The sequence below is a fragment of the Enterobacter sp. BIDMC92 genome (assembly GCF_001030225.1).
Classification (GTDB): Bacteria; Pseudomonadota; Gammaproteobacteria; order Enterobacterales; family Enterobacteriaceae; genus Enterobacter; species Enterobacter sichuanensis.
The window spans coordinates 3,004,457-3,030,319 of the sequence record NZ_KQ087598.1 but is presented as its reverse complement, the minus strand read 5'-3'; the positions used below and the strand labels follow the sequence as shown (position 1 = coordinate 3,030,319).

At 54.5% G+C, this 25,863-nt stretch carries 26 protein-coding genes, 3 tRNA genes and 1 pseudogene; 17 read left to right on the top strand and 13 right to left on the bottom strand.

Annotated features, from left to right (window positions below; all coding sequences use genetic code 11):
• Positions 1–2 precede the first annotated feature (2 nt).
• The 4 genes from fliI to fliF are packed head-to-tail and all read right to left on the bottom strand — an operon-like array spanning position 3 to position 4,740.
• A complete protein-coding gene (gene fliI, locus SP99_RS14255) occupies positions 3–1,373 on the bottom strand; it encodes a flagellar protein export ATPase FliI (protein ID WP_045285403.1) in 1,371 nt (456 codons plus the stop codon).
• Positions 1,373–2,080, bottom strand: a complete 708-nt coding sequence (gene fliH / locus SP99_RS14250; RefSeq protein ID WP_025759464.1) for a flagellar assembly protein FliH — start codon at positions 2,078–2,080, stop codon at positions 1,373–1,375. Before fliH ends, fliI begins: the two co-directional genes overlap by 1 nt.
• Positions 2,073–3,071 carry a flagellar motor switch protein FliG gene (fliG, locus tag SP99_RS14245; protein ID WP_008500327.1) on the bottom strand — a complete coding sequence of 333 codons (999 nt, stop codon included), beginning with the start codon at positions 3,069–3,071 and terminating at the stop codon, positions 2,073–2,075. Before fliG ends, fliH begins: the two co-directional genes overlap by 8 nt.
• A complete protein-coding gene (gene fliF, locus SP99_RS14240; RefSeq protein WP_047958989.1) occupies positions 3,064–4,740 on the bottom strand; it encodes a flagellar basal-body MS-ring/collar protein FliF in 1,677 nt (558 codons plus the stop codon). Before fliF ends, fliG begins: the two co-directional genes overlap by 8 nt.
• Before the next feature lie 228 nt (positions 4,741–4,968).
• Between fliF and fliE the strand changes: the two genes are divergently transcribed.
• Positions 4,969–5,283 (top strand): flagellar hook-basal body complex protein FliE, encoded by a 315-nt coding sequence (gene fliE, locus SP99_RS14235; protein WP_028019587.1) that lies wholly within the window; start codon positions 4,969–4,971, stop codon positions 5,281–5,283.
• 74 nt (positions 5,284–5,357) lie between these two features.
• Positions 5,358–5,771, top strand: coding sequence for a lipoprotein YedD (yedD, locus tag SP99_RS14230; RefSeq protein WP_047958988.1), 414 nt, complete (start codon positions 5,358–5,360; stop codon positions 5,769–5,771).
• A gap of 611 nt (positions 5,772–6,382) precedes the next feature.
• Here yedD and amyA read toward each other — a convergent pair.
• Genes amyA through fliD form a run of 4 tightly spaced genes read right to left on the bottom strand, consistent with a single transcriptional unit; the run spans position 6,383 to position 10,153 of the window.
• Complete coding sequence (gene amyA, locus SP99_RS14225) at positions 6,383–7,870, bottom strand: alpha-amylase (protein WP_047959830.1); 1,488 nt, start codon at positions 7,868–7,870, stop codon at positions 6,383–6,385.
• Between the two features lie 52 nt (positions 7,871–7,922).
• On the bottom strand, positions 7,923–8,297 hold the full coding sequence (gene fliT, locus SP99_RS14220; protein ID WP_045285399.1) for a flagella biosynthesis regulatory protein FliT: 375 nt from the start codon (positions 8,295–8,297) through the stop codon (positions 7,923–7,925).
• 5 nt (positions 8,298–8,302) lie between these two features.
• Positions 8,303–8,707, bottom strand: a complete 405-nt coding sequence (gene fliS / locus SP99_RS14215; protein ID WP_045285398.1) for a flagellar export chaperone FliS — start codon at positions 8,705–8,707, stop codon at positions 8,303–8,305.
• 21 nt (positions 8,708–8,728) lie between these two features.
• Positions 8,729–10,153 carry a flagellar filament capping protein FliD gene (gene fliD, locus SP99_RS14210; protein WP_045285397.1) on the bottom strand — a complete coding sequence of 475 codons (1,425 nt, stop codon included), beginning with the start codon at positions 10,151–10,153 and terminating at the stop codon, positions 8,729–8,731.
• A gap of 401 nt (positions 10,154–10,554) precedes the next feature.
• Between fliD and SP99_RS14200 the strand changes: the two genes are divergently transcribed.
• The 9 genes from SP99_RS14200 (at position 10,555) to sdiA (ending at position 18,465) form a co-directional block, all read left to right on the top strand.
• Positions 10,555–11,379, top strand: coding sequence for a flagellin N-terminal helical domain-containing protein (locus tag SP99_RS14200; protein ID WP_047362882.1), 825 nt, complete (start codon positions 10,555–10,557; stop codon positions 11,377–11,379).
• Between the two features lie 62 nt (positions 11,380–11,441).
• Positions 11,442–12,647, top strand: a complete 1,206-nt coding sequence (gene fliB, locus SP99_RS14195) for a flagellin lysine-N-methylase (RefSeq protein ID WP_047958986.1) — start codon at positions 11,442–11,444, stop codon at positions 12,645–12,647.
• Positions 12,648–12,776: 129 nt separating this feature from the next.
• Positions 12,777–13,496 carry an RNA polymerase sigma factor FliA gene (locus tag SP99_RS14190; protein ID WP_025759917.1) on the top strand — a complete coding sequence of 240 codons (720 nt, stop codon included), beginning with the start codon at positions 12,777–12,779 and terminating at the stop codon, positions 13,494–13,496.
• Positions 13,497–13,550: 54 nt separating this feature from the next.
• Positions 13,551–14,102: a flagella biosynthesis regulatory protein FliZ gene (gene fliZ, locus SP99_RS14185; protein ID WP_025759916.1), complete on the top strand. Its 552-nt coding sequence runs from the start codon at positions 13,551–13,553 to the stop codon at positions 14,100–14,102.
• 86 nt (positions 14,103–14,188) lie between these two features.
• Positions 14,189–14,989 (top strand): cystine ABC transporter substrate-binding protein, encoded by an 801-nt coding sequence (gene tcyJ, locus SP99_RS14180; protein WP_023336163.1) that lies wholly within the window; start codon positions 14,189–14,191, stop codon positions 14,987–14,989.
• Positions 14,990–15,095: 106 nt separating this feature from the next.
• On the top strand, positions 15,096–16,082 hold the full coding sequence (gene dcyD / locus SP99_RS14175) for a D-cysteine desulfhydrase (RefSeq protein WP_047958985.1): 987 nt from the start codon (positions 15,096–15,098) through the stop codon (positions 16,080–16,082).
• A gap of 21 nt (positions 16,083–16,103) precedes the next feature.
• Complete coding sequence (gene tcyL, locus SP99_RS14170) at positions 16,104–16,772, top strand: cystine ABC transporter permease (protein WP_025759914.1); 669 nt, start codon at positions 16,104–16,106, stop codon at positions 16,770–16,772.
• On the top strand, positions 16,769–17,521 hold the full coding sequence (tcyN, locus tag SP99_RS14165; protein WP_045285389.1) for an L-cystine ABC transporter ATP-binding protein TcyN: 753 nt from the start codon (positions 16,769–16,771) through the stop codon (positions 17,519–17,521). The genes tcyL and tcyN overlap by 4 nt, the downstream gene beginning before the upstream one ends.
• A 221-nt stretch (positions 17,522–17,742) precedes the next feature.
• Positions 17,743–18,465, top strand: coding sequence for a quorum-sensing transcriptional regulator SdiA (gene sdiA, locus SP99_RS14160; RefSeq protein ID WP_025759910.1), 723 nt, complete (start codon positions 17,743–17,745; stop codon positions 18,463–18,465).
• A 66-nt stretch (positions 18,466–18,531) separates the two neighbouring features.
• On the opposite strand, the gene SP99_RS14155 is transcribed toward sdiA, so the two are convergent.
• Both SP99_RS14155 and SP99_RS25375 read right to left on the bottom strand, forming a co-directional pair.
• Entirely contained in the window at positions 18,532–18,756 is a 225-nt protein-coding gene (locus SP99_RS14155; RefSeq protein WP_008500345.1) for a DUF2594 family protein, read from the bottom strand.
• Between the two features lie 25 nt (positions 18,757–18,781).
• Positions 18,782–18,850, bottom strand: a pseudogene (locus SP99_RS25375) (hypothetical protein); the annotation flags it as partial.
• A gap of 372 nt (positions 18,851–19,222) precedes the next feature.
• On the opposite strand from SP99_RS25375, the gene uvrY reads away from it, so the two are divergent.
• From uvrY to SP99_RS14125, 6 genes are all read left to right on the top strand, one after another.
• On the top strand, positions 19,223–19,879 hold the full coding sequence (uvrY, locus tag SP99_RS14150) for a UvrY/SirA/GacA family response regulator transcription factor (RefSeq protein WP_013096026.1): 657 nt from the start codon (positions 19,223–19,225) through the stop codon (positions 19,877–19,879).
• On the top strand, positions 19,876–21,708 hold the full coding sequence (gene uvrC / locus SP99_RS14145; protein ID WP_047958984.1) for an excinuclease ABC subunit UvrC: 1,833 nt from the start codon (positions 19,876–19,878) through the stop codon (positions 21,706–21,708). Before uvrY ends, uvrC begins: the two co-directional genes overlap by 4 nt.
• A 56-nt stretch (positions 21,709–21,764) precedes the next feature.
• Positions 21,765–22,313, top strand: coding sequence for a CDP-diacylglycerol--glycerol-3-phosphate 3-phosphatidyltransferase (gene pgsA / locus SP99_RS14140; RefSeq protein WP_008500348.1), 549 nt, complete (start codon positions 21,765–21,767; stop codon positions 22,311–22,313).
• A 152-nt stretch (positions 22,314–22,465) separates the two neighbouring features.
• Positions 22,466–22,541, top strand: a tRNA-Gly gene (locus SP99_RS14135).
• A gap of 46 nt (positions 22,542–22,587) precedes the next feature.
• Positions 22,588–22,661, top strand: a tRNA-Cys gene (locus SP99_RS14130).
• 12 nt (positions 22,662–22,673) lie between these two features.
• Positions 22,674–22,760 (top strand) — tRNA-Leu (locus tag SP99_RS14125).
• A 233-nt stretch (positions 22,761–22,993) separates the two neighbouring features.
• Here the strand turns inward: SP99_RS14125 and SP99_RS14120 are convergent.
• Genes SP99_RS14120 through livM form a run of 3 tightly spaced genes read right to left on the bottom strand, consistent with a single transcriptional unit; the run spans position 22,994 to position 25,853 of the window.
• Positions 22,994–23,710, bottom strand: a complete 717-nt coding sequence (locus SP99_RS14120; RefSeq protein WP_045285642.1) for an ABC transporter ATP-binding protein — start codon at positions 23,708–23,710, stop codon at positions 22,994–22,996.
• Complete coding sequence (locus SP99_RS14115) at positions 23,707–24,582, bottom strand: ABC transporter ATP-binding protein (RefSeq protein WP_047958983.1); 876 nt, start codon at positions 24,580–24,582, stop codon at positions 23,707–23,709. Before SP99_RS14115 ends, SP99_RS14120 begins: the two co-directional genes overlap by 4 nt.
• Entirely contained in the window at positions 24,579–25,853 is a 1,275-nt protein-coding gene (gene livM / locus SP99_RS14110) for a high-affinity branched-chain amino acid ABC transporter permease LivM (RefSeq protein WP_059385032.1), read from the bottom strand. The genes SP99_RS14115 and livM overlap by 4 nt, the downstream gene beginning before the upstream one ends.
• Positions 25,854–25,863 lie beyond the last annotated feature (10 nt).

Sequence of the window (25,863 nt, the reverse complement as noted above, 5' to 3'; positions counted from 1 at the left end):
TGTTACACCTGCGGGAAAATTAGCTCCAGTGCCTGAATGGAATCTTCCCAGTCGGCGCGTTCAAAAATGCCTTGTTGTAAAAATGCCTCCAGCTGCGGCCACAGGTTAATCGCTTTGTCGAGCATCGGGTCGCTGCCTTTGGCATACGCCCCCACGCTGACCAGATCGCGGTTACGCTGGAAGCTGGAGAGGAGTTGTTTGAAGTTACGCACGCGGGCGTAGTGCTGCTCGGTTATCAGCGCCGTCATTGCGCGGCTGATAGAAGCCTCAATATCAATGGCCGGATAGTGCCCGGCTTCGGCCAGACGACGCGACAGCACAATATGACCGTCAAGGATCGCACGCGCGGAGTCGGCAATCGGATCCTGCTGGTCATCGCCTTCCGTCAGCACCGTGTAAAACGCGGTGATAGAGCCGCCGCCGCTGATGCCGTTCCCCGCACGCTCAACCAGGGCAGGGAGTTTGGCAAAGACCGAAGGCGGGTAGCCTTTGGTGGCCGGTGGCTCACCGATGGCCAGCGCGATTTCACGCTGCGCCATCGCGTAACGGGTCAGGGAGTCCATGATCAGCAGCACGTGTTTGCCGCGGTCCCGGAAATCTTCGGCGATACGGGTGGCGTACGCGGCACCCTGCATGCGCAGCAGCGGGGAAACATCCGCCGGTGCGGCGATAACCACCGAACGGGCGCGGCCTTCCGCACCCAGAATGTTTTCAATAAAGTCTTTTACTTCACGACCACGCTCGCCGATCAGCCCCACGACGATCACATCGGCCTGGGTGTAACGCGCCATCATGCCGAGCAGGACCGATTTACCTACCCCTGAGCCGGCGAACAGACCCATACGTTGCCCACGACCAACGGTCAGCAGGGCGTTAATCGGGCGTACGCCGGTATCCAGCACATGCTCGATAGGGGTACGCTGCAGGGGGTTAAACGGTTGGGTGATCAACGCGCCGGTTTCGGTGGTGTCCGGGGAGGGCAGTCCGTCGAGCGGTTTACCGCTGCCATCCAGCACGCGACCCAGCAGGGCCGGACCCAGTGGCAGCTGTTTCCCGCTCTGCAGTCCATCGCCGGTGATGTTTTTGGCATACACGCGCGCGCCGGGCAGGATGCCTTCCACCTCTTCAAGCGGCATCAGAAACAGGCGCTGGCCGTTAAATCCGACCACTTCGCTTTCCACTTCACGCGTTTCCTGGCCATCCTGACGCTCAATCACACAGGTCGCGCCCAGCGGCAGCTGCAGGCCGGTGGCTTCAAGCACCAGACCGGTGGCGCGGGTCAGTCGGCCATAACGACGAACAGATGGCAGCTGCGCCATCTTCGTCTCAAAGTTGTCGAGGGTATTGAGCCAGCGGGTGAGGCGTGCGGTCATCAGACGACTCCCGGTGCCGCCAGGCGACACAGTTCCTGCCAGCGGGTGGCGACGCTGGCATCCAGGTCACCCTCATCGGCAGAGACTTTACATCCGCCGTGATGTAGCGTCGGGTCACCGCGCAGGCGCCAGCCGTGCAGGCTTAGCGTGGCACCCAGACTCTCTTCCACGCGCTGCAGGTCGTCCGGATGGACGCGCAGCTGCGGCTTCCCGCTAAACAGCGGCTCCTGCTGCAGCAGGCCCTGAATTTGTTTAATCAGCGCCGTGTTATCTACCACCGGCGTCTGGCCGATCACCTGACGGGCGGCTTCCAGCGCCATCTGCATCAGGCGCGAGGCAATGACGCTGTCCAGCGCGTCCAGCGTATGCTGAAACTCGCTGACCAGCTGCTGCATACGGGCATGGAGCGGCGCCTGCTGCTGGCGCGCCTGATCGATGCCGTGCTCTAACCCTTTCGCCAGACCTTCCTGGTATCCCTGCTCGTGGCCTTTCTGCCGGCCTTCGTTCAGACCGGCGTTATAGCCCTGCTCATGCGCCTGCATTTGCAGCTGAGCCAGCATCTGTGCCTGCTGTTCTTCTTCACTCAGCTCGGGCTGTTCGACGTCCGGGTCACTCTCCTCGGTCTGAATCACGGCTGGCGTGAACTCGGAGAGGGGAGGGGCCAGATCGTCCGGCGTCCAGCGCTTCCACGGCAGCTCATTAGACATAGGTGTCGTCTCCGCTGCCAATCACCATCTCGCCGGTTTCTGCCAGACGACGAACAATAAGCAGGATAGCTTTCTGTTCGTTTTCCACCTGAGACAGACGAACCGGGCCGCGGTTGGCAAGGTCGTCGCGCAGGATATCCGCCGCACGCTGGGACATGTTGCGCAGGAACTTCTCGCGCAGCGGCTGCTCGGCACCTTTGAGGGCGATAAGCAGCGACTCGGAATCCACTTCCTGGAGCAGGCGCTGGATGCTGCGGTCGTCCACTTCGACCAGGTTTTCGAACAGGAACATCTCGTCGATGATTTTCTGCGCCAGCTCGCCGTCGAATTCGCGAACCGCGGTAATAACCGCCTCTTCCTGCTGGGTTTTCATCAGGTTGATGATCTCTGCCGCCGTTCTCACGCCGCCCATTTTGCTGCGCTTGAGGTTCTGGCCGTCGAGCAGGTTGTTCAGCACTTCGGTCAGCTCCGCCAGCGCGGCCGGCTGGACACCGCCGAAGGTCGCGATACGCAGCATCACGTCGTGACGCAGACGCTCTTCGAACAGCGCCAGAATATCGGCCGCCTGGCCACGTTTGAGGTGGACAAGGATGGTCGCGATAATCTGTGGGTGCTCGTCGCGAATAAGGTCGGCGGCGCTCTGCGGCTCCATAAAGTTGAGCGTTTCGATACCGCTGGCGGTATCGCGCGTTTCCAGAATATCTTCCAGCAGGCTGGCGGCACGCTCTTCGCCCAGGGCCTTGACCAGCACGGAGCGCAGGTAGTCGTTGGCATTGACGTTGAGAGCGGCAAACTGTTCTGCTTCCTGCTCAAACTCCGACAGCACTTCGGTCAGCTGTTTGTTGGAGATCTGACGCACGTTGGCCATTGCCGCACTCAGAATTTGCACTTCCCGCTGGGAGAGGTGCTTAAACACCTCTGCCGCGCGATCTTCGCCAATGGTCATCAGCAGGATGACGCTTTTATCGGTGCCCGTAAGCGTATTACTCATGTTCGTTACCCATCCACTGGCGGATGACCAGCGCCACGACGCGCGGATCGTTATCTGACATTTCGCGAATGCGCTGGCTCATCACCTCAGCGCCCATGCGCTGGTTAGCACGGCGCTGCTGCATCTGCTCGTCTTTGCTGAGACGAACTTCAACCGCTTCTTCCACTTCCTGACGTGCGTTCATCTGTTCGCGAGCCGCTTTCTCGGCTTCTGCACGACGCTGGAGCTGAGGACGAACGCCCTTACGCCACAGCAGCCACGCGACAATCAGTACCAGCAGCCAGCGACCTGCGGACATCAGCTGGTCGATAAACGCCTGCTGTTGCCAGAACGGCAGTTCACCACCGGTCTCTTCAACCGAGTTGAACGGTGAGTTCACCACGTTGAGGCTGTCGCCACGCTTCTCGGAGTAACCCATCGCTTCACGGGTCAGGTCTTCGATCTGCTTCATCTGCTCGGCGGTCAGCGGCAGCGGTTTGCCATTCGGCAGCGTTTTGTAGTTCACCACCACGGCGACGGACAGGCGCTGGATATCACCCACGTTCAGTTTGGTATGGCGAATCGTGCGGTCCACTTCATAGTTCGTGGTTTCGTTACGGCTGCTGGAACGCGGACCGGCGTTACTGGTTGTAGAGGTTGTCTGCTGATTCTGCTGACCGTTCTGCTGATTGGCCGGCGGGGTAGAGATTGGCGCCGCGTTTGCCGGGGCAGGCTGGTTAGAGAGCGCACCCGGCACCCCGCCAGGATAAGCACCACCAATCTGTTCGTTAGAGTTGATCTGGCGCGAACGCATGACCGCCTGAGAGGCATCGCCGTTCGGGCTGTACTGCTCTTCGGTCTGTTCTTTATTAGAGAAGTCGATCTGCGCGGTGACCTGCGCATGCACGTTGCTGTTGCCCACCACCGGGCCGAGGATCGCTTCGATACGACGCTGGAGACGGCTTTCCACATCGGCGGCATATTTCAGCTGCGCGTCATTCAGATCGCGACCGGCGGTATTGGATTGCGTCAGCAGATGGCCACTCTGGTCGACCAGCGTCACGTTACCCGGCGGCAGACCGGCGACGGCGCTGGAGACGAGATGCGTCACCGCGCTGATTTGCCCTTCGTCCAGCGCGCGGCCAGGTTCAAGGTTCACGGTCACGGAAGCGGAAGGCGATTTCTGCTCGCGGACAAATAAGGAGGGTTTAGGCATCGCCAGGTGCACACGGGCACTCTTCACCGGGCCTAAGGTTTCAATGGTGCGGGCCAGTTCACCTTCCAGCGCACGCTGGTAGTTCACCTGCTCGCTGAACTGGCTGATACCGAATTTTTCCTGATCCAGCAGCTCAAAGCCCACCGCGCCGCCTTTCGGCAGCCCCTGCTGAGCCAGACGCAGACGGAGTTCGTGTACCTTATCCGCAGGCACTTCCAGCGCGCCCCCGTTATCGGCGAAGCGATAAGGGATGTTCATCTGGGTCAACTGGGTGACGATGGCGCCGCCATCCTGATCGGAAAGGTTACTGTAGAGCGTCCGGTAGTCAGGGCTCTTCGCCCACAGGACCATCGCTACAAGGATCGCAATTGCGGCAGCGCCTGCCACGATCAACGGGATTTTAGGATTCGCGCGAAGGCGGTTCATCCACTCGAGTGATTTATTTTGCGGCGCTGTCGATGCTGTAGCACTCATTGCGCACCTCTTAAATCCTGGTGGTTTACGTTATTCGTGTAGAGAAACAAAACTGACTCCCGGGTCGGCAAACACGACAAAAGTTCCATATTGATGGCACAGCCATTATTTGATGATTCGTGATTTTCTATGCGTCAAATAACCTGGTTTTTTAACGCTATTTACCGCCATTATCTTATTGACAAGCTGTTAGTCTTGACCGCGTAAAAAACCATCCAGGGGAGAGTCATGGCTATTCAGGGTATTGAAGGGGTTATCAGTCAGCTGCAGGCAACCGCGATGACGGCCCGTAATCAGAATGTGGCAGAACAGCAGCCGAGTATTAGCTTTGCCGGGCAACTGCACGCCGCGCTTGACCGTATCAGCGATACCCAGACCGCCGCGCGCACCCAGGCCGAGAAGTTCACCCTCGGCGAGCCGGGCGTGGCGCTAAACGATGTGATGACCGATTTGCAAAAAGCCTCGGTCTCCCTGCAGATGGGGATCCAGGTGCGTAACAAGCTGGTTTCCGCCTATCAAGAGGTGATGGGGATGCAGGTCTAAGACCTGGCGATCTTCGCTGGCAGCCTTAGCGCTTTAATGCCACAATATTTTTTTCTTCGAATGCAGGAAAGATGATGAAAAAAATAGCAATTGCTGGCGCGCTGCTGGCACTGACCGGATGCGTTCAGATAGATAACTATCAGGACGTGATTAAGCATCCGGTCCCGGCACATCTGGCGGGATACTGGCAGTCAAAAGGGCCGCAGAGCAAAATGGTCAGCCCGGAGGCGATTGCCACGTTAGTGGTGACGGAGGAGGGCGATACGCTGGACTGCCGTCAATGGCAGCGCGTGATTGCCGTGCCGGGTAAAATCATGCTGCGTTCAGACAGCTATTACAACGTGACCCGCAAGCTGGATATCTATCCGCTGGAGCGTGATGGCTCGGTGCTGGAGTACGACGGCATGGAGCTGCAGAAGGTCGACCGCCCAACGGTGGAGTGTGCCGATTACCTGAGCAAAAATCCGCTGGAGAGTAAGCTGCCCTAAGGGTAAAAGCAAAACGGCAACCTCGTTGCCGTTTTTGGTATTTGCGCCCTCTCCCTGTGGGGTGAGGAATCCCCAGTAATTTTTTACCGGAAGCGACGAAGGTCGTTTCAGGAAAATGAATGAATTACAGCGATGCCCTGGTCCGGCTGTAAATCGCCGAGGCGTTTCCGTAAGGCCGGGGCGAGGCGCAGGGATGCGCCGAGAGGGTGTGGCCTGCAGGGAAGCAGGCTCATGCCCGACCCGATAGCCTGGAGGAATAAGCTGAGGACAAAATTGCCGGGAGCAATTTTGGACAGCGCCTGCGCTGGCCCTGAAAGGGTGAGCCCCAAGGATGGGGCGAGCAATCCGCGAAGCGGCGATTTACCGCCGGGAGCCCGGGTCGCCAGGGCGGTGGCGATTGAGCCGCCCTGGCTCTTTCACTGGTCATGTTGTTACAGAGTAGCAATGAACATAAAGTGAACGGAACGTCCACCAGAGCCGTATGTTCCCCCTCACCCCAGCCCTCTCCCTCAAGGGAGAGGGGGTCGTCGGAGCAGACATTATTTTGTGGGGATTCCTCAGCCCTGTGGGAGAGGGGCGGAGCGAGGGCATCAGGCCGCACGTTTCCCGTTCTACAACGCATCCTCAATCACCCACACGCTCACGCTCCCGCCTTTGCACGTAAACGTCCCTTCGCCGTCCGCCGCCGTGGTGACCGTTTCTTCGCGATTGCCGAGAAAATCACGCCAGGTTTTATTACCGTAGTTTTCCCCCAGGCAAATCACCTTCTCGCCGTCGTCGCCGTTCGACATCACCACCACACAACCGGGATCGTCATCCGTGCCGCTGCGGCTGAAGGCGATACAGTTAGGATGGTCAAAAAAGAGCGTCTGCACGCCGTGGGCAAAACGCTGGCGAGCGAGGATCAGCTCATGAAGCTGTTCAATCACTGGCATATCAATATGGTACGTTTCACCGTCTCCCCCGGTATCGTCATAGCTGGCGCCGAAGAGATCGGGATAGAAGACGCTCGGTACACCGTTTTCCCGCAGCAGGATCAACGCGTAGGCCAGCGGTTTAAACCAGGCCTCGACCGGTGCTTCCAGCGCCTGCAACGGCTGGGTGTCATGGTTGGCAACCAGCGTCACCGCATGGAACGGATCAGCTTCCACCAGCGTGCCGGTGAAAATCTGGCTCATGTCGTAATCCCGCCCCTGACGTGACGCTTCGTGGAATTTCATCTGCAAGGGGGCATCAAAGAGCATGGTTTTGCCCTCGACCTGATCGATATAGGCCTGAAGCTTATCCACCTCGTGGGACCAGTATTCCGCCACGATAAATAACGGCTGGGCGGCGACTTCCTGAACGTGTTCAATCCACTCTTTGTAGAACCAGGCAGGGATGTGTTTCACGGCATCCAGACGAAAACCGTCGCAGCCGGTCTGTTCCATCACCCAGCGGGCCCAGTATTTGATCTCCTCGGTCACGGCGTGATTGCGAAAATCGATATTCTCGCCCATCAGATAATCGAAGTTACCCATCTCATCATCAACCTGATCGTTCCAGCCGTCGCCGGTGTAGTCGTTGACGATTTTAAAGATGCCGTCTTCATCGGGGTTTTCTATATGGTCGACGCCGCTGAAGCATTTGTAATCCCAGATGAACTGCGAATATTGCCCGGCGCGGGCAGGGAAGGTGTAGCGGGTCCAGGCTTCGCACTCGATAATCTCGTCATCAATCTGCGTGCGGTCCTGCTCATTGACGCGCTGAACGCGAACAGGCTCTTTTTCGTCGGCCCCCATTTTGTGATTCACCACCACATCCAGCAGGACGGCAATGTTATTGCTTTTGAGGGCGTCGATGGCCTCCAGCAGCTGCGCTTTGTCGCCGTATTTGGTGGCAACGCTGCCTTTCTGGTCAAACTCGCCAAGATCGAACAGGTCATACGAATCATAACCCACTGAATAACCCCCGGACGCGCCTTTATAAGCGGGGGGCAGCCAGATCATGTTGATGCCGATTTCGTTAAGGTTGGGGGCTAATGCCGTGACTTCTCGCCACAATTCACCGCCTGCGGGGTAATACCAGTGAAAGCATTGTAACAGGGTGGGGTTTTTCATCATCCTTGCTCCAGAAGCCGGTTAGCTGACTTCTGGAGTATGGATGAAGAAATCATAATTGTGTGTCGCGGGTCAAACTTTCTGGATAAAGAATATTCCCTGACAGCTTTCCATAGGTAGACGTGATGGATTGCTGTTTACCGGTTTGATCAATCAGGCTGCGCAGCTCGTCCATGCGGACTTTCAGCAACGCCTTTAGCGCATTCTCATTTTCGAGGATCATTTCCAGCAGCGCACGCGCTTGCTCAACCTGAGCCGGAGGGCATGACATGATGGGCGTTTGAGAAATCCTTTCCACCAGTTGTACGTAATGCATTTCCTGCTCGATAAGCGCATCCCATTGACCAGAATGTGCAAGATTTAGCATAGCAATGCTCTGAGCATGTAACGCCTGCCAGTGGCTAAGCGCTGCGCTGGGAGTATTCATCAAAATTATCCTGAAATAGAGGACGCATTGGGGCCGATTTGCTTCCATGCATCCGCAATGTTGTTTAATAAACCCTCGACTTCAACAATTGCGTCAACGTCGTTACTGACATTCGCCAGCAACAAACGTCGAACCATATATTCGTACAAGGAGGCAAGATTACCCGACAACTCGCTCTCAACCTCCATGTTCAGTCCTGCTTTTAAACCGTTGTCGATGATGTTGATGGCTTTGGATAACGCTTCGCCTTTTTCACGAATTTGTCCGGCTTCCATGAACAAACGCGCGCGGACAAGGGCGCTATGCGCCCCGTCGAACAACATGACAATCAGCTGGTGTGGACTGGCATTCATAACTGCGCTTTCGACTCCTATCTGCTGATAGGATTGAACACCAGAGGTGTTATACATATCCACTCCTCAATGCGACGACTATTTCTGTGAGAACTGTTGGGTCAGGTAGTTGGCCGTACTGGTCATTTTGGTGACTAATACGTCCAGGCTGGTGAACTGCGTTTTGTAACGCGCCATGGTCGCTTCAATTTGGGCATCCATGGCATCGTAACGTTCACCCAGCGTTTTCAGCGTTTTGTTGATCCCGTCTTTCGCGTTCTGGATCACCCCGGCGCTGCCGGTACTGGTGCTGAGCATGGAGGTCAGCGTGTTATTCATCTGGGTCGCCATGCCGGTTTTCTTTCCGTCACCGACGAAATACTGCTGTACGGCGTTCGGGTTGTCGGTCAGCGCTTTTTTCAGCTTATCGGTATCCACTTTCAGGTTACCGACAGTGCCGTCCGCGCCTTTCACCGGATCCTGGGTAATCCCCAGCTGGGCCATGATCTGAACCGAGCCAGCCTGGACTTCGGTCAGCAGACCGCGCAGCTGAGACTGGATCCCACGCACGTTAGCATCCCCGACCAGCGCGCCGTTGCTGGTGGACTGGCTGCCCGAACCGGCATCAACCGGAACGTACTTCGTCAGGCTGTTAATCGTGGACTGCAGCGAGTTGTACGCCGTAACCCAGTCGGTGATCGCTTTCTGGTTGGCATCCGTTGCGCGTGTAATCTCAAGGGTTTCATCCGCTTTGCTTTCGGCCTTCACCGAGAAGGTGATCCCAGGCAGCGCATCGGTAATGGTATTCGACTGACGCTCGATCGAAATGTCGTTCACCACCACAATGGCGTTCTGTGCGGCGGTGTTCACCGTCAGGGCACCCGTTTTGGTGGTTGAATCGTAGCCAATTGCGCTTTGCAGCTTGTCATCGCCGGTCACGGTGATGGTCATCGCCCCATCCGTACCGGTGGTTTTTGATGACAGCATCAGGCGGTAATCACCGTCTTTCGCTTTAATCACGCTGGCGGTGACGTTGCCGTTTGCTTTATTAATCGCACTCGCGATCCCTGCCAGGGAGGTATCGCCATCTGCCAGGGTCACCTCTAAAGGTGTCTTGGTACCCGGCTGGGTGATGGTGATTTTACGCGTCGTCCCTGTCGTATCGCCCAGCAGATCCGTGTTGTTGGCATAGGAGCCCGTCGTGAGCGCCTGTGCTTTTGCCACCTGGTTGACGTTGACAACATAGGAACCTACGGACGCGTCCGCCGTGGTTGTGGCAGTAAAGGCCGTGTTAGTGCTGGAAACGGACGTTGAGTTCCAGGTGGTTGCTTTACCCAGCGCAGCCGTCGCAGTCTGCAGCGAAGTCATGGCGCTCTGCAGTTTGCCGTAAGCGCTTAACTGTGCGTTATACGTTGATTGCTGGGAAGTAATCGTCGTCAGCTTGGTTTTCTCTGCTGCTTCCAACTGATTATATAAATCCCCGAGTCCTGCAGAACCTATCCCGAGGTTGCTGATAGTAGCCATGCATATTTTCCTTAAAATACGAAAGTAGTTCAGGACTCTTATCGGCCTCTTAACGCAAAAGTTTACGCTGGTGAGAAAAAAATAATCCACAGAATAGACACGTCCTGGCGGGGTTAATGAAAGGATTGCACTTTAGGCACGCGATACGCGTATTAAAAACGGGGATAAACAAGCGTCCTGTTGATCATCTTTTTATGCATTTAAAAAGCGTAAATAATATTCCCCTGGCGGGCCTTAATGGCTTTTTTAAAAATAAAATCATTGTAAAACAGTGCGTTACAATTTTTTCAAAATTGGTTCTAAAGTCTTTTGGGGACCCGTCGATAACCTTGTTGACGGTGAGAGACGCTGTGAGTGTTAGGCACCGGACCTAAAACCCAATTTTTGAAGGAAAGAAAATTATGGCAGTTATCAATACTAACCTGTTGTCCCTGACTACTCAGAACAACCTGAACAAATCTCAGTCTTCTCTGGGCACTGCTATTGAGCGTCTGTCTTCAGGTCTGCGTATCAACAGCGCGAAAGACGATGCCGCTGGCCAGGCGATTGCAAACCGCATGACCGCTCAGATCAAAGGTATGACTCAGGCAGCACGTAACGCCAACGACGGTATCTCCATGGCGCAGACTGCTGAAGGTTCCCTGAACGAAATCAACAACAACCTGCAGCGCGTTCGTGAACTGGCTGTTCAGGCAAGCAACGGCACCAACAGCACGTCTGACCTGGCTTCTCTGCAGGATGAAGTTACCGCTCGTCTGGCTGAAATCAACCGTGTTGCAAGCAAAACTGACTTCAACGGCATCAAACTGCTGGACGGTTCTGCAGGTACTGCTGGTGTGGTTAAAATTCAGGTTGGCGTGAACGACGGCGACACCATCGATCTGGACCTGAGCGGCGCTAAAGCTGACACCACCACCCTGGGCGTGAACGCTATCGACCTGAAAGCAATGACCGCTACCGATCTGGACACCATTGACAAAGCTATCGCTAAAGTTGATACCGCTCGTTCCGGTCTGGGTGCTGTGCAGAACCGCTTCACTTCTGCTATCAACAACCTGAACAACACCTCTAACAACCTGTCTGCTGCTCAGTCCCGTATCCAGGACGCTGACTACGCAACTGAAGTTTCTAACATGTCCCGCGCACAGATCCTGCAGCAGGCTGGTACTTCTGTTCTGTCTCAGGCAAACCAGGTTCCACAGACTGTTCTGTCTCTGCTGCGTTAATTTTACGCACGAAACCCCGCTTCGGCGGGGTTTTTTTATCTCTGCTATTTGAGAATCCACCTGTGAAACAAATCAGTGTCACTCAACCAAAGCTGGTCGCAGATTTTTCATGTGTCGGTGGGGAATGCCGTGAACATTGTTGTCAGGGCTGGACCATCGCATTTGATAAATCCTCCGTTAACCGCTATCTGAACAGTAAAAATGCCGCGATTCGTCAGACGGCGAAAACGGCGATAAAAGTCACCAAAAAACACTATGGCCACTGGGGCGAAGTGATTTTCCGTACGGAAAGCAAAAATTGTCCGTTTATGGATACCGAAAAGCTCTGTTCTATTCACAGCGCGATGGGTGCCCAGGCCTTAAGCCCGACCTGTTCGTCATTTCCACGAACAAACCGGGTCTATAAAAATGACATCGAAAAGTCGCTCAATCTCTCGTGTCCGGAAGTGGCCCGACTGCTGTTGAATGACCGGGACGCCATGTCGATGATGGAATCCATCAGCGTCCAGCAGGATGTCAATAATGCGCCGACGATTGATCTCCAGGCAAAAGTCATCAATCTCTTCTGTCAGAATATATTCAGCGTAGAAACGGTTTCCGTTGAAGAGCAGGTATACGCCGTTGTGAAATTCCTGATGGTAGCCGAAAAGCTCGACAATCTATCGGAGAATATCGGCACGCTCGAAACGGTTTATTTTTCACTGGTGAACGAACTGGTGAGCGGTAAAATCAAAACGGAGTTAAGCGGTTTTAATCAGAACTACAGTCTGAAATTCGCCTTAATCTCGCTGATTCAGAGTTACTTTACGAAGAAAGCAGGCGCCCGCGGCGGCGCGGTATTGAACCGTTATTTTACCCAGCTGTATCAACAATTTGAGTCTGTCGGTGATAGCGTACCGGCAGAGCAGGTGATGGAAAACATCGAGTCCGTCTGGCGCGATGCGGCGGGCAGCTACCTGGCCACCCATGACTATGTATTTAAGAACTTTTTTAAATATAAACTCTGGGAGCAGGGCTTCCCGCAAAACAATGGCCGCAGCATGTTGAATAATCTTTATTTAATCGTGGCGGAGTTCTATTTCCTTAAATCGTTAATGGCCGGGCAGGCCATCGTGGCGGGGAAAATTGAACAAGATAATATTATTGATGTTATTTACAGTTTTCACTCCCTGAGCCAGCATAATCAGGAAGCGGGAAAGCTCTTTCATCAACATATAGATAGCGTCAAACTGGGCGACGATCTTTCATTGTTACAACTGTTAATTTAGTGAAAAAAGTTGCCCCTGTTGTGGGCAACCTCAGAATAACCTCACTTTATCCCCCTTTTTCATCCAATTGAACGCCCTGCAGAATCGGATAATCATGCCGATAACTCAACTAACGCAGGGCTGTTTATCGTGAATTCACTCTATACCGCTGAAGGTGTAATGGATAAACACTCGCTGTGGCAGCGTTATGTCCCGTTGGTGCGTCACGAAGCATTGCGCCTCCAGGTGCGCTTGCCGGCGAGCGTGGAACTCGACGATCTGCTACAGGCGGGCGGTATCGGGTTATTGAATGCAGTTGACCGATACGACGCTCTGCAAGGAACGGCATTTACGACTTACGCAGTTCAGCGTATTCGTGGTGCGATGCTGGACGAGCTGCGCAGCCGTGACTGGGTACCGCGCAGTGTTCGCCGTAACGCACGCGAAGTGGCGCATGCGATGGGGCAGCTGGAACAGGAACTGGGACGCAACGCAACGGAAACCGAAGTGGCGGAACGTCTTGGTATTGCTGTTGAAGAGTATCGTCAGATGTTGCTCGATACCAATAATAGCCAACTCTTCTCCTATGACGAGTGGCGCGAAGAGCATGGCGATAGCATCGAGCTGGTGACGGATGAGCATCAGCAAGAGAACCCGTTACACCACTTAATGGAAGGGAATTTACGCCAGCGCGTGATGGAAGCGATTGACGCTCTGCCGGAACGCGAACAGCTGGTGTTGACCCTTTATTACCAGGAAGAGCTTAACCTCAAAGAGATTGGCGCTGTTCTGGAGGTGGGAGAGTCGCGGGTGAGCCAGCTGCACAGCCAGGCCATTAAACGCTTACGAACCAAACTGGGTAAGTTATAGGTGATTGATTCACCTGAAAAATGCCGCACAACGTATTGACAACCAGGAGTTATCATGACGGTGCAGCAATCTAAAAGACGGCCTTTAAGCCGCTACCTGAAAGACTTTAAACACAGCCAGACGCATTGCGCCCACTGTAACAAGTTACTCGATCGTATCACGCTGGTTCGCCGTGGCGAAATCGTCAATAAGATCGCGATTTCGCGCCTCGACACGTTGATGGACGAAGCAGCATGGCTCGAAGAGCAAAAAGAGTGGGTGGCGCTTTGCCGTTTCTGTGGCGATCTCCACTGCAAAGAGCAAAGCGACTTCTTCGACATTATCGGCTTCAAACAATTCCTGTTTGAACAAACGGAGATGAGCCACGGCACCGTTCGCGAATATGTGGTTCGCCTGCGCCGCCTCGGCCAGCATCTGACCGTAAACAACATTTCCCGCGATCTGCTCAAGACCGGCTATCTGGATGAGAATCTGGAGCCGTGGTTGCCGGCGACCAGCACCAACAACTACCGAATTGCGCTGCGCAAGTACGCGCAATATAAGGTGCAAATGCCGGGAGCGGTGAAGCAGAAAGCCCACGCCGGAACAACTTCTGATATATATTAAAAAAGAATAAGATGTAGCGCAGTCGCCTTTGACGTTGCAGGCGATTTCTCTACACTACGTAAAAATTCCACTATATCGGGGTATTTATGAAATTTGCACTTCTGGGTCGTCAGGCGCTGATGGGTGTTATGGCCGTTGCGCTGGTTGCGGGCATGAGCGTGAAAACGTTCGCCGCAGAAAACCTGCTGAATAAGGTGAAAGAGCGCGGTACGCTGCTGGTTGGGCTGGAAGGGACGTATCCTCCGTTCAGCTTCCAGGGAGATGACGGTAAGCTGACCGGTTTCGAAGTAGAGTTTGCTGAAGAGCTGGCGAAGCACCTCGGCGTGAAAGCGTCCCTGAAACCGACCAAATGGGACGGTATGCTGGCGTCGCTGGATTCGAAACGTATTGACGTGGTTATTAACCAGGTCACCATTTCTGACGAGCGTAAGAAGAAGTATGACTTCTCCACCCCGTATACCGTGTCCGGTATTCAGGCGCTGGTGAAAAAAGGCAACGAAGGTGGGATCAAAACGGCTGCGGACCTGAAAGGGAAGAAAGTCGGTGTCGGTCTGGGAACCAACTACGAAGAGTGGCTGCGCCAGAACGTGCAGGGCGTGGATATTCGTACCTATGATGATGACCCGACCAAATACCAGGATCTGCGCGTAGGCCGTATTGACGCCATTCTGGTTGACCGCCTGGCCGCACTGGATCTGGTGAAGAAAACCAACAACACGCTGGCGGTGGCCGGTGATGCGTTCTCTCGTCAGGAATCTGGCGTCGCGGTACGTAAAGGCAACGAAGACCTGGTTAAGGCGATCGACTCCGCAATTGCTGACATGCAAAAAGACGGCAGCCTGAAGGCGCTCTCCGAGAAGTGGTTCGGCGCAGACGTCACCAAATAAGTCTTTGACGTAAAAAAAGGCGCTTTTAAAAGCGCCTTTTTTATTTCTTACGCGTCTACGTGCATAATGAAAAATATCACATTTTGTCTGAGTTACCGGAGAACCCATGCCACTACAGAATTTAACGCGCTTTCCTCGTCTCGAGTTTATCGGCGCGCCAACGCCGCTGGAGTACCTGCCGCGATTTTCTGATTATTTAGGGCGCGATATTTTTATTAAGCGTGACGACGTGACGCCGATGGCGATGGGGGGCAACAAGCTGCGCAAGCTGGAGTTTCTGGCGGCGGACGCCCTGCGCGAAGGGGCGGATACGCTGGTCACTGCCGGGGCGATTCAGTCTAACCACGTTCGTCAGACGGCGGCCGTGGCGGCAAAACTCGGGCTGCATTGCGTGGCATTGCTGGAAAACCCGATTGGCACGCAGGCAGAAAACTATCTGACCAACGGTAACCGCCTGCTGCTGGATCTGTTTAACGTGCAGGTTGAGATGGTCGATGCGTTGACCGACCCCACCGCGCAGCTCGATGAACTGGCGACGCGTCTCGAAGCTCAGGGCTTCCGTCCCTACGTCATCCCCGTCGGCGGTTCGAATGCGCTGGGCGCGCTGGGGTATGTGGAAAGTGCGCTGGAAATTGCGCAGCAGTGTGAGGGAGCGGTTAGCCTCTCATCGGTAGTGGTCGCGTCCGGCAGTGCGGGCACGCATGCCGGGCTGGCGGTAGGGCTGGAACAACTGCTGCCGGAGGTGGAGTTGATTGGCGTCACGGTGTCCCGCAGTGTCGCGGATCAGAAGCCCAAAGTGGTGGCTTTGCAACAGGCGGTGGCTGAGCAACTGGATCTGCAGGCAAAGGCCGAGATCCTGCTCTGGGATGACTATTTTGCCCCGGGTTACGGCACGCCTAACGAAGAGGGAATGGAAGCGGTTAAGCTGCTGGCGCGTCTCGAAGGCATACTGCTTGATCCTGTCTATACGGGCAAAGCGATGGCCGGACTGATTGATGGCATTGCGCAGAAACGCTTTAAGGATGAAGGGCCGATTTTATTTGTTCATACCGGCGGGGCGCCTGCGCTGTTTGCCTATCATCCTCATGTCTAAAAATCAGGTCGAAAAATAATAATGCAAGAAAGTATTCAACTGGTTATTGATTCGCTGCCTTATCTGCTGAAAGGCGCGGTATTTACATTACAACTCAGTATTGGCGGGATGTTCTTCGGGCTGGTGCTGGGCTTTGTGCTGGCCTTAATGCGCATGTCGCCCCTCCTGCCGGTACGCTGGCTGGCGCGCTTTTATATCTCCGTATTTCGCGGTACGCCGCTCATCGCCCAGCTCTTCATGATCTACTACGGCTTACCGCAGTTTGGTATCGAGCTGGATCCGATCCCGGCAGCGATGATTGGGCTGTCGCTCAATACCGCGGCGTACACCTCCGAAACCCTGCGTGCGGCTATCTCCTCCATTGATAAAGGGCAGTGGGAGGCCGCGGCCAGTATCGGTATGACCCCCTGGCAGACCCTGCGCCGCGCGATCCTGCCGCAGGCGGCCCGGGTGGCGCTTCCGCCGCTCAGCAACAGCTTCATTAGCCTGGTGAAAGATACTTCACTCGCGGCAACCATTCAGGTGCCGGAGCTGTTCCGTCAGGCGCAGCTGATTACCTCCCGCACGCTTGAAGTTTTCACCATGTATCTGGCCGCCTCGCTGATTTACTGGGTGATGGCGACGGTGCTGTCTGCGCTGCAAAACTACTTCGAAAACCAGCTTAACCGCCAGGAGCGTGATCCAAAATGAGTGCTATCGATGTCAAAAACCTGGTGAAAAAATTCCACGGTCAAACAGTACTTCACGGGATCGATCTGGAAGTCGAGCAGGGCGAAGTGGTGGCGATTATCGGACCGAGCGGGTCAGGAAAGACTACGCTCCTGCGCAGCATTAACCTGCTGGAACAGCCGGAAGGCGGCACTATCCGGGTCGGGGAGATAACGATTGATACCGGCAAATCCATCAGCCAGCAGAAAGGACTGATTCGTCGCCTGCGCCAGCATGTCGGCTTCGTTTTCCAGAACTTCAACCTTTTCCCACACCGGACAGTGCTGGAGAACATTATTGAAGGGCCGGTCATTGTAAAAGGTGAACCGAAAGAGGAAGCGACGGCGCGCGCACGCGAACTGCTCGCCAAAGTTGGCCTGGCGGGTAAAGAGACCAGCTATCCGCGACGACTGTCAGGGGGACAACAGCAGCGTGTGGCGATAGCGCGCGCGCTGGCTATGCGCCCGGACGTGATCCTGTTTGATGAACCCACCTCAGCGCTCGACCCGGAACTGGTGGGCGAAGTGCTGAACACCATTCGCCAGCTGGCGCAGGAAAAACGGACGATGGTGATCGTGACCCATGAAATGAGCTTTGCACGCGACGTTGCTGACCGTGCCATCTTTATGGACCAGGGACGCATTGTGGAGCAGGGGCCGGCGAAGCGCCTGTTTGCCGATCCTCAGCAGCCGCGAACCCGTCAGTTCCTTGAAAAATTCCTGATGCAGTAGCATTTTCGCACTAATTTGCTCCATAAATTTACTCTGGGGCAAATTATTCTCCCCCTTCGCCCAATCCGATGTTTTTTTATTCCAACCAGCTCGGATAAACCTTATCAATAGTAAAGTTAATTGTGCTATTGCCGATATTTTGTAGTTAGAAATAAGTTTTATGTGTTAGGTTATATTCACCATAATAATGATTATCTTTTCAGAGGCTTCATTTAGTAAGTATGAAGGATTCAGACTTTTTCACCTGGCGACGGGATTGCTTCCTCCGGTTTCAGGAATTGACCTGTGCCGACGAGGTATATCAGGAACTTCAGCGACAAACGCAGGCGCTGGAATTCGATTATTACGCGCTCTGCGTGCGTCATCCCGTGCCATTTACGCGACCGAAGATCTCGTTGCAAACCACTTATCCGAAACAGTGGATGGCGCAATATCATTCTGCGAACTATTTCGCGATTGATCCGGTTTTAAAGGCGGAGAATTTCATTCAGGGTCATCTCCCCTGGACAGACGCATTATTCGCTGATGCGCAGGAATTATGGCATAGCGCGCAGGACCACGGTTTACGCACGGGAATAACGCAGTGTCTGATGCTGCCTAATCACGCGCTCGGTTTCTTGTCAGTTTCCCGTACTAGTGTGCAGGATGTGCCGTTCAGGCAGGAAGAAATAGAACTGCGGCTGCAGATGCTGGTGCAAATGGCCTTAACCTCTCTGATGCGTTTTGCAGATGGGATGGTGATGCCACCCGAAATGAAATTCAGTAAACGTGAGCGGGAAATTCTGAAATGGACCGCGGAAGGGAAGACGTCAGCAGAAATAGCGATCATTCTCTCTATCTCGGAGAATACCGTTAACTTCCATCAGAAAAATATGCAGAAGAAATTCAACGCGCCGAACAAGACGCAAATCGCGTGCTACGCGGCGGCAACAGGACTGATCTGATTAGACACTACGTTCTGCGTGACAGACGAACGAACGGCTGAATGCACTGCACTCAGCCGTTTTTTGTTACTGGCGGTAGGCTTGTTTGATTTGCTTAACGGTGTTCGCAAATACCGCTGATTCAGCCTGGTCTTCCATCTCCGCGATTTGTTTTTCCATTTTAATGATCACACGGCCAGCGTCAGCCTGGCCCATCGCCTGCAGCATCAAGGTCAGCAGTGCTTTCAGGCAGTTTACTTCCTGTGCCAGTTCCTGGTTATTCTCCGCAGTGGCAAATTCAGGTGTGCTCATTTATTTTCCTCATTATTAAACGGCGCTAAAGCGCGACGACGAAAGTCAAGGCGGCGGAGTATACCACAAGCTGAAGCAAAAAATGCAGCGGTTGTTTTTCGTACTTTTACGCGGGTGTTTAATTGCGTAAACAGAACGTACCGGTAAACTGAGCCGCTGTTAATGGCGATTAATTGTATATGCCCGGTTCGTTTGTCGTTAATTATTGTTACAAAAATTTGAGAACTGTTTTTTGGCGGCTAAAGGGTGCAGATTTTTCGTAACTTTTTGAATACAGATGCTTAAAAAAAGGCGCAAAAGCCCTGAATGCACGGACTCGCTTTCCAGGGACTGTACAGGCTAATTTCCAAAAACGAGAGCAGAATCCAATAGCTGGTTTTTTAACGTTTTAATCTTGTGAGGAAAACCGTTAATATAAACCAAATTATCACTCAGTAGCGTTATCCCTATTCTGGAGACATTTCCTTTGATCAACGTCCTTCTTGTTGATGACCACGAACTGGTGCGCGCAGGGATACGACGCATTCTTGAAGATATTAAAGGTATTAAAGTTGCCGGCGAGGCGTGCTGCGGCGAAGACGCGGTAAAATGGTGCCGCACAAATTCCGCCGATGTGGTGTTAATGGATATGAACATGCCCGGTATCGGTGGTCTTGAAGCCACACGCAAAATCGCGCGTACCTTTGTTGATACGAAAGTCATCATGCTGACCGTGCATACCGAAAATCCACTGCCTGCGAAAGTAATGCAGGCGGGTGCCGCAGGTTACCTGAGTAAAGGGGCTGCGCCGCAGGAGGTGGTAAATGCTATCCGTTCCGTGTTTGCCGGACAGCGCTACATTGCGTCCGACATCGCTCAGCAGATGGCGCTGAGTCAGATCGAACCTGAGAAAACCGAATCACCGTTTGCCAGTTTGTCTGAGCGTGAATTGCAGATTATGCTGATGATCACCAAAGGTCAGAAGGTGAATGAGATTTCGGAACAGCTGAATCTCAGCCCGAAAACGGTGAACAGCTATCGTTATCGCATGTTCAGTAAACTGAACATTCATGGTGATGTTGAACTGACGCATCTGGCCATCCGACATGGTTTGTGTAATGCAGAGACGTTGTTAAGTCAGTGAGTGATGTGTTCGATTCAAAAGCATTTCTGAAAACCGTTACCAGCCAGCCTGGCGTCTATCGCATGTATGACGCTGGCGGTACGGTTATCTACGTGGGGAAGGCGAAAGATCTCAAAAAACGCCTCTCCAGCTATTTTCGCAGCAACCTTGCCTCCCGTAAGACCGAAGCGCTGGTCTCACTTATTCATAATATTGATGTTACCGTCACGCACACTGAGACCGAAGCGCTGCTGCTTGAGCACAACTATATTAAGCTCTACCAGCCGCGTTATAACGTGCTGCTGCGTGATGATAAGTCCTACCCGTTCATTTTCCTGAGCGGCGACACCCATCCTCGCCTCGCCATGCACCGCGGTGCAAAACATGCGAAGGGTGAATATTTTGGGCCGTTCCCGAACGGCTATGCCGTGCGTGAAACGCTGGCGCTGCTGCAAAAAATCTTCCCGATCCGCCAGTGTGAAAACAGTGTCTACCGTAACCGCTCGCGGCCGTGCCTGCAGTACCAGATTGGGCGCTGCCTTGGGCCCTGCGTGGCCGGGCTGGTGAGCGAAGAAGAGTATGCCCAGCAGGTGGAGTATGTGCGCCTGTTTTTAGCCGGAAAAGACGATCAGGTGTTAACCCAGCTGATTGAACGGATGGAAAAGGCCAGCGCTGCGCTGGAATTCGAAGAGGCCGCGCGCATCCGCGACCAGATCCAGGCGGTACGCAGGGTCACGGAAAAACAGTTTGTTTCCAATACCGGGGACGATCTCGACGTCATCGGCGTGGCCTTTGACGCCGGAATGGCCTGCGTGCACGTTCTCTTTATTCGCCAGGGCAAAGTGCTTGGCAGCCGCAGCTATTTCCCGAAAGTGCCTGGCGGCACCGAACTGGGTGAAGTCGTGGAAACCTTTGTCGGCCAGTTCTATCTGCAGGGGAGCCAGATGCGCACGCTGCCGTCTGAGATCCTGCTTGATTTCAGCCTTGATGATAAAACCCTGCTGGCCGATTCGCTTTCCGAACTTGCCGGCCGTCGGGTCAATGTACAGACCAAACCGCGCGGCGACAGGGCGCGTTATCTGAAGCTGGCGCGCACCAACGCGGCGACGGCACTGACGACGAAATTGTCCCAGCAATCGACGGTAAGCCAGCGTTTAACGGCGCTGGCCACACTGCTGAAGCTGCCGGAAGTGAAGCGTATGGAGTGTTTCGACATCAGCCATACGATGGGTGAACAGACGGTAGCGTCCTGCGTGGTGTTTGATGCCAATGGCCCACTGCGCGCGGAATACCGTCGCTATAACATCACCGGCATTACGCCGGGAGATGACTATGCGGCGATGAATCAGGTGCTGCGCCGTCGGTATGGTAAAGCGATTGAAGAGAGCAAGATCCCGGATGTGATCCTGATTGACGGTGGGAAAGGGCAGCTCGGCCAGGCGAAAGCGGTCTTTGAATCGCTTGATGTCAGCTGGGATAAAAACCATCCGCTGCTGCTGGGTGTGGCAAAAGGGGCCGATCGTAAAGCCGGTCTGGAGACCCTGTTCTTCGAGCCGGAAGGTGAGGGCTTCAGCCTGCCGCCGGACTCCCCGGCGCTGCACGTCATTCAGCATATTCGCGACGAGTCCCACGACCATGCCATCAGCGGTCATCGCAAAAAACGCGCGAAGGTGAAAAATACCAGTACCCTGGAAACGATCGAGGGCGTGGGGCCGAAACGTCGCCAGATGCTGCTGAAATATATGGGCGGATTGCAAGGATTACTCAACGCCAGTATGGAAGAAATTGCAAAAGTGCCGGGTATTTCGCAAGGGCTGGCAGAAAAGATCTACTACTCGTTGAAACATTGAGGGCTCTGTAGCAACATAGAGCTAAATTTTACTGACAACAAATAGTTACCGTCACTATGCAATATAATATCCCTACGTTGCTCACTCTCTTTCGTGTCGTACTCATTCCATTCTTTGTGCTGGCGTTTTACCTGCCGGTTGTCTGGGCGCCTTTCGCCTGCGCACTGATCTTCCTGATTGCGGCGGTTACCGACTGGTTTGATGGCTATCTGGCCCGTCGCTGGAATCAAAGCACCCGTTTCGGTGCCTTCCTCGATCCGGTAGCGGATAAAGTGATGGTGGCTATCGCGATGGTGCTGGTGGCCGAGCACTATCACACCTGGTGGGTAACATTGCCAGCGGCAACCATGATCGGCCGTGAGATCATTATCTCCGCGCTGCGCGAGTGGATGGCGGAACTGGGGAAACGCAGCAGCGTGGCGGTCTCCTGGATCGGTAAAGTAAAAACGACCGCGCAGATGGCGGCGCTGGTCTGGATGCTCTGGCGCCCGAACGCCTGGGTTGAATGGGCGGGCATTGGTCTGCTGTGGGTGGCGGCAGTGCTGACGTTGTGGTCAATGCTGCAATATTTGAACGCCGCGCGCGGGGATTTGCTTGATCAGTGATCGTTTCGCCGTAATTTTCAGCAAACGATCCGGGGATGCAAAAAATAACGTTGACTCATAACGTCATATCAGTAGAATGCAACGCATCGAACGGCGGCACAGCAAGCCGGACGATAATGAAATCAAGTAGTTAGATGTTTACTTGATGACATGCGGGAATAGCTCAGTTGGTAGAGCACGACCTTGCCAAGGTCGGGGTCGCGAGTTCGAGTCTCGTTTCCCGCTCCAGATTAAAGACATGCGCACTAGCGGGTGTCAGTTTGAAAAGTTTTACGGCGCGTTAGCAAAGCGGTTATGTAGCGGATTGCAAATCCGTCTAGTCCGGTTCGACTCCGGAACGCGCCTCCACTTTCTTCCCGAGCCCGGATGGTGGAATCGGTAGACACAAGGGATTTAAAATCCCTCGGCGTTCGCGCTGTGTGGGTTCAAGTCCCACTCCGGGTACCATGGGAATAAGCAGAATAATCAAAGCAATAAGCAGTGTCGTGAAACCACCGAAAGGTGGTTTTTTTGTGCCTGAATTCTACCTTTCCGCTTTCAAGTCAATGATCCGGCGCGGTCGCTTTAAAACAGTGGGCGGATTAACCGCCCGAGGTGAAGGCTGGGATAAAGGAAAATTCAGCAGATAAACAGTGGTGGGCTTTCTGTCGGGGCTGATGTCGAAAACCAGCATCCGCCAGTCACACCCCACCCAGATACGCCTTCCTCACCTCCTGATTCCCCAACAGCTCCTCGCCGCTGCCGCTCAGGCGGATCTGGCCGTTAACCATCACATACCCACGGTCAGACAGCTTCAACGCGTGATGCGCATTCTGCTCCACCAGAAAAATGGTCATCCCGCTTTGGGCCAGCTCGCGCAGCGTCTGGAAAATCTGCTTCACGACAATGGGCGCTAAGCCCAGGCTGGGTTCATCCAGCAGCAGCAGTTTCGGACGGCTCATCAGCGCCCGGGCAATGGCTAACATCTGCTGTTCTCCGCCGGACATCGTCATCGCGCGCTGTTTACGCCGCTCTTTAAGACGAGGGAAGAGGTCAAACATGGTTTGCATATCGTCCACAGCAAACTGGCTGCCGATGGGGATGGTACCCATCAGCAGATTCTCTTCCACGGTCATATCGGGAAAGATACGTCGCCCCTCAGGTGCCTGGGCAATGCCGCCGGAGGCGACGTAGTGGGTGGATTTATGGCTGATATCTTCACCACCGAACAGGATCTGCCCGCTGCGGACGCGGGGCTGGCCAAAGATGGACATCAGCAGTGTCGATTTTCCGGCGCCATTTGCGCCAATCAGCGCCACGGTTTCCCCTTTATTTACCTCCAGGGAAACCTGTTTCAGCGCCTGAATGACGCCGTAAAAAACATCCACCTCGCGAAAGGCGAGCAGCGGTTCGCTCATAGGGTGACCTCGCTTTCATCCGTGCCCAGATAGGCGGCAATCACCTTTTCGTCATGCTGGATCTGCGCGGGTTTTCCTCTCGCAATCACATCGCCGTGGTCGAGCACAATAATGTCGTCTGAAATCTCCATCACCATCCCCATATCATGCTCAATCAGTAAAACCGTGATGTCATGGCGATCCCGCAGAAAACGAATAATGCTGCTCAGCTTATGCGTTTCAACCGGGTTAAGCCCGGCGGCGGGTTCATCCAGACAGATCATTTCCGGCCCGGTGCACATGGCGCGCGCAATTTCCAGACGGCGCTGCTGGCCGTACGACATCTCTCCCGCCAGGCGATTGGCGCACTCCACCAGATCCACCACTTCCAGCCAGTAGAAGGCCCTCTCCAGGGCGTCGTTTTCCGCCCGGCGGTAGGCGGGGGTATTTAAGATCCCGGCAAGCAGATTGCGGTTGACGCGCATATGCTGCGCGACCAGCAGATTTTCGACGACCGACATCTCGCGAAAAAGGCGAATGTTTTGAAACGTGCGCGCAAGCCCTGCGCGGTTGACCAGGTGGGTTCCGCCAAACATTTTGTAGAAAAGACGTTGCCCGAACCGGGCAGGGTTAATCCAGTCGCCTGGCTGGAATTTCTGTCCGAGTACCTGAATGACGTTGGTCGTTTTGCTGCGGGTATTAAATAAAATGTTGCCGCCTGAGGCTCTGTAGAAGCCCGTCAGGCAGTTAAACACGGTGGTTTTTCCCGCCCCGTTGGGCCCAATAAGGGCGGTGATTGATCCGCGCTGAACGTCCAGATTAACGTCATTTAACGCCTTAATCCCGCCGAAGTGCATCATCAGATGTTCAACGCGTAATATCGTTTCGTTCATGGCGCGACGCCCTTACGCACGGTATACCCGCTGCGGTTAATGCGGATTAACCCGCGAGGACGCCAGATCATCATCACTACCATCAGCATGCCAAACAGCAGGACGCGGTACTCAGCGAAACTGCGCAGCAGCTCTGGCGTCACCGTGAGCACAAAAGCGGCCAGCACTACGCCCAGCGTCGAGCCCATCCCGCCCAGCACGACGATGGCGAGGATCAGCGCGGATTCAAAAAACGTAAATGAGGTCGGATTCACGAACCCCTGGTAGGTGGCGAAGAACACCCCGGCAATGCCCGCGGTCGATGCGCCCAGCGTAAAGGCCGACAGCTTGACCAGCACATGATTCAGCCCCATTGAGCGACAGGCAATTTCGTCTTCCCGCAGCGCTTCCCACGCCCGGCCGATCGGCATTCGCGTCAGGCGGTGCTTGATATAGAGCACCAGCATCACCACCAGAAAGAGCACCGCGTAGATAAAGATAAACTTCATATTCGGGTTGTAGGTCAGGTGGAAAAACTCATGGAAGGGCACGCCCCCTTCTTTTGCCCGCCGACCAAATTCCAGACCGAAGAAGGTGGGGGGAGGGGCCGATACGCCGTTGGGCCCACCGGTGAACGTCAGCCAGTTGTTCAGTATCAGGCGGATGATCTCCCCGAACCCAAGGGTGACGATGGCCAGATAATCCCCGTGCATGCGCAGCACCGGGAAACCGAGCAGGGCGCCAGCGGCGGCGGCCATGATTGCCGCCAGCGGCAGCATGCTCCAGAAGCCTAAGCCGAGATACTGGTACCCCAGCGCCAGACCGTACGCCCCAATTGCATAGAACGCGACATATCCCAGGTCCAGCAGACCGGCCAGACCCACGACGATGTTCAGCCCCAGACCGAGAAGAACGTAGATCAGCCCGAGAATGGCGACGGTCAGCACATATTTGGTGGCGACAAACGGGAAGCAAATCGCAAGGGTAATGACCAGGGGAATAATCCAGCGCAGGCGGCTTTTGTACTCTGGCGGCCGGACATACACCCCCGCACTGTCGGCCTCGAAGCGAGACTGGAAACGGGTGCCAGCAGGGGTAGCTAAAAACGCGCTTAACAGAAAACGCCCCAGCATCACGATGCCGACCATCCAGGCCAGACGCTGCCCGTCGAAGTTAAAGCTATATCCGTCCAGCACCACGCCCGCAATGGGACCGAAGATAATCAGCGCAATCAGCCCGGAAAAAATTGCGTCCAGAATGCAGCGTTTAAGAGAAAAAGCGTGCGATTCCATTTTATTCTCC

Excerpts from the sequence above, each read along its gene's own strand:
- fliI (WP_045285403.1), bottom strand. The coding sequence starts at position 1,373 with ATGACCGCACGCCTCACCCGCTGGCTCAATACCCTCGACAACTTTGAG.
- dcyD (WP_047958985.1), top strand. The coding sequence starts at position 15,096 with ATGCCACTACAGAATTTAACGCGCTTTCCTCGTCTCGAGTTTATCGGC.
- fliE (WP_028019587.1), top strand. The coding sequence starts at position 4,969 with ATGGCTATTCAGGGTATTGAAGGGGTTATCAGTCAGCTGCAGGCAACC.
- tcyJ (WP_023336163.1), top strand. The coding sequence starts at position 14,189 with ATGAAATTTGCACTTCTGGGTCGTCAGGCGCTGATGGGTGTTATGGCC.
- pgsA (WP_008500348.1), top strand. The coding sequence starts at position 21,765 with ATGCAATATAATATCCCTACGTTGCTCACTCTCTTTCGTGTCGTACTC.
- tcyL (WP_025759914.1), top strand. The coding sequence starts at position 16,104 with ATGCAAGAAAGTATTCAACTGGTTATTGATTCGCTGCCTTATCTGCTG.
- amyA (WP_047959830.1), bottom strand. The coding sequence starts at position 7,870 with ATGAAAAACCCCACCCTGTTACAATGCTTTCACTGGTATTACCCCGCA.
- yedD (WP_047958988.1), top strand. The coding sequence starts at position 5,358 with ATGAAAAAAATAGCAATTGCTGGCGCGCTGCTGGCACTGACCGGATGC.
- SP99_RS14155 (WP_008500345.1), bottom strand. The coding sequence starts at position 18,756 with ATGAGCACACCTGAATTTGCCACTGCGGAGAATAACCAGGAACTGGCA.
- fliG (WP_008500327.1), bottom strand. The coding sequence starts at position 3,071 with ATGAGTAATACGCTTACGGGCACCGATAAAAGCGTCATCCTGCTGATG.
- SP99_RS14120 (WP_045285642.1), bottom strand. The coding sequence starts at position 23,710 with ATGAGCGAACCGCTGCTCGCCTTTCGCGAGGTGGATGTTTTTTACGGC.
- SP99_RS14115 (WP_047958983.1), bottom strand. The coding sequence starts at position 24,582 with ATGAACGAAACGATATTACGCGTTGAACATCTGATGATGCACTTCGGC.
- livM (WP_059385032.1), bottom strand. The coding sequence starts at position 25,853 with ATGGAATCGCACGCTTTTTCTCTTAAACGCTGCATTCTGGACGCAATT.
- fliT (WP_045285399.1), bottom strand. The coding sequence starts at position 8,297 with ATGAATACTCCCAGCGCAGCGCTTAGCCACTGGCAGGCGTTACATGCT.
- sdiA (WP_025759910.1), top strand. The coding sequence starts at position 17,743 with ATGAAGGATTCAGACTTTTTCACCTGGCGACGGGATTGCTTCCTCCGG.
- fliH (WP_025759464.1), bottom strand. The coding sequence starts at position 2,080 with ATGTCTAATGAGCTGCCGTGGAAGCGCTGGACGCCGGACGATCTGGCC.
- SP99_RS14200 (WP_047362882.1), top strand. The coding sequence starts at position 10,555 with ATGGCAGTTATCAATACTAACCTGTTGTCCCTGACTACTCAGAACAAC.
- fliD (WP_045285397.1), bottom strand. The coding sequence starts at position 10,153 with ATGGCTACTATCAGCAACCTCGGGATAGGTTCTGCAGGACTCGGGGAT.
- tcyN (WP_045285389.1), top strand. The coding sequence starts at position 16,769 with ATGAGTGCTATCGATGTCAAAAACCTGGTGAAAAAATTCCACGGTCAA.
- fliF (WP_047958989.1), bottom strand. The coding sequence starts at position 4,740 with ATGAGTGCTACAGCATCGACAGCGCCGCAAAATAAATCACTCGAGTGG.
- fliS (WP_045285398.1), bottom strand. The coding sequence starts at position 8,707 with ATGTATAACACCTCTGGTGTTCAATCCTATCAGCAGATAGGAGTCGAA.
- fliZ (WP_025759916.1), top strand. The coding sequence starts at position 13,551 with ATGACGGTGCAGCAATCTAAAAGACGGCCTTTAAGCCGCTACCTGAAA.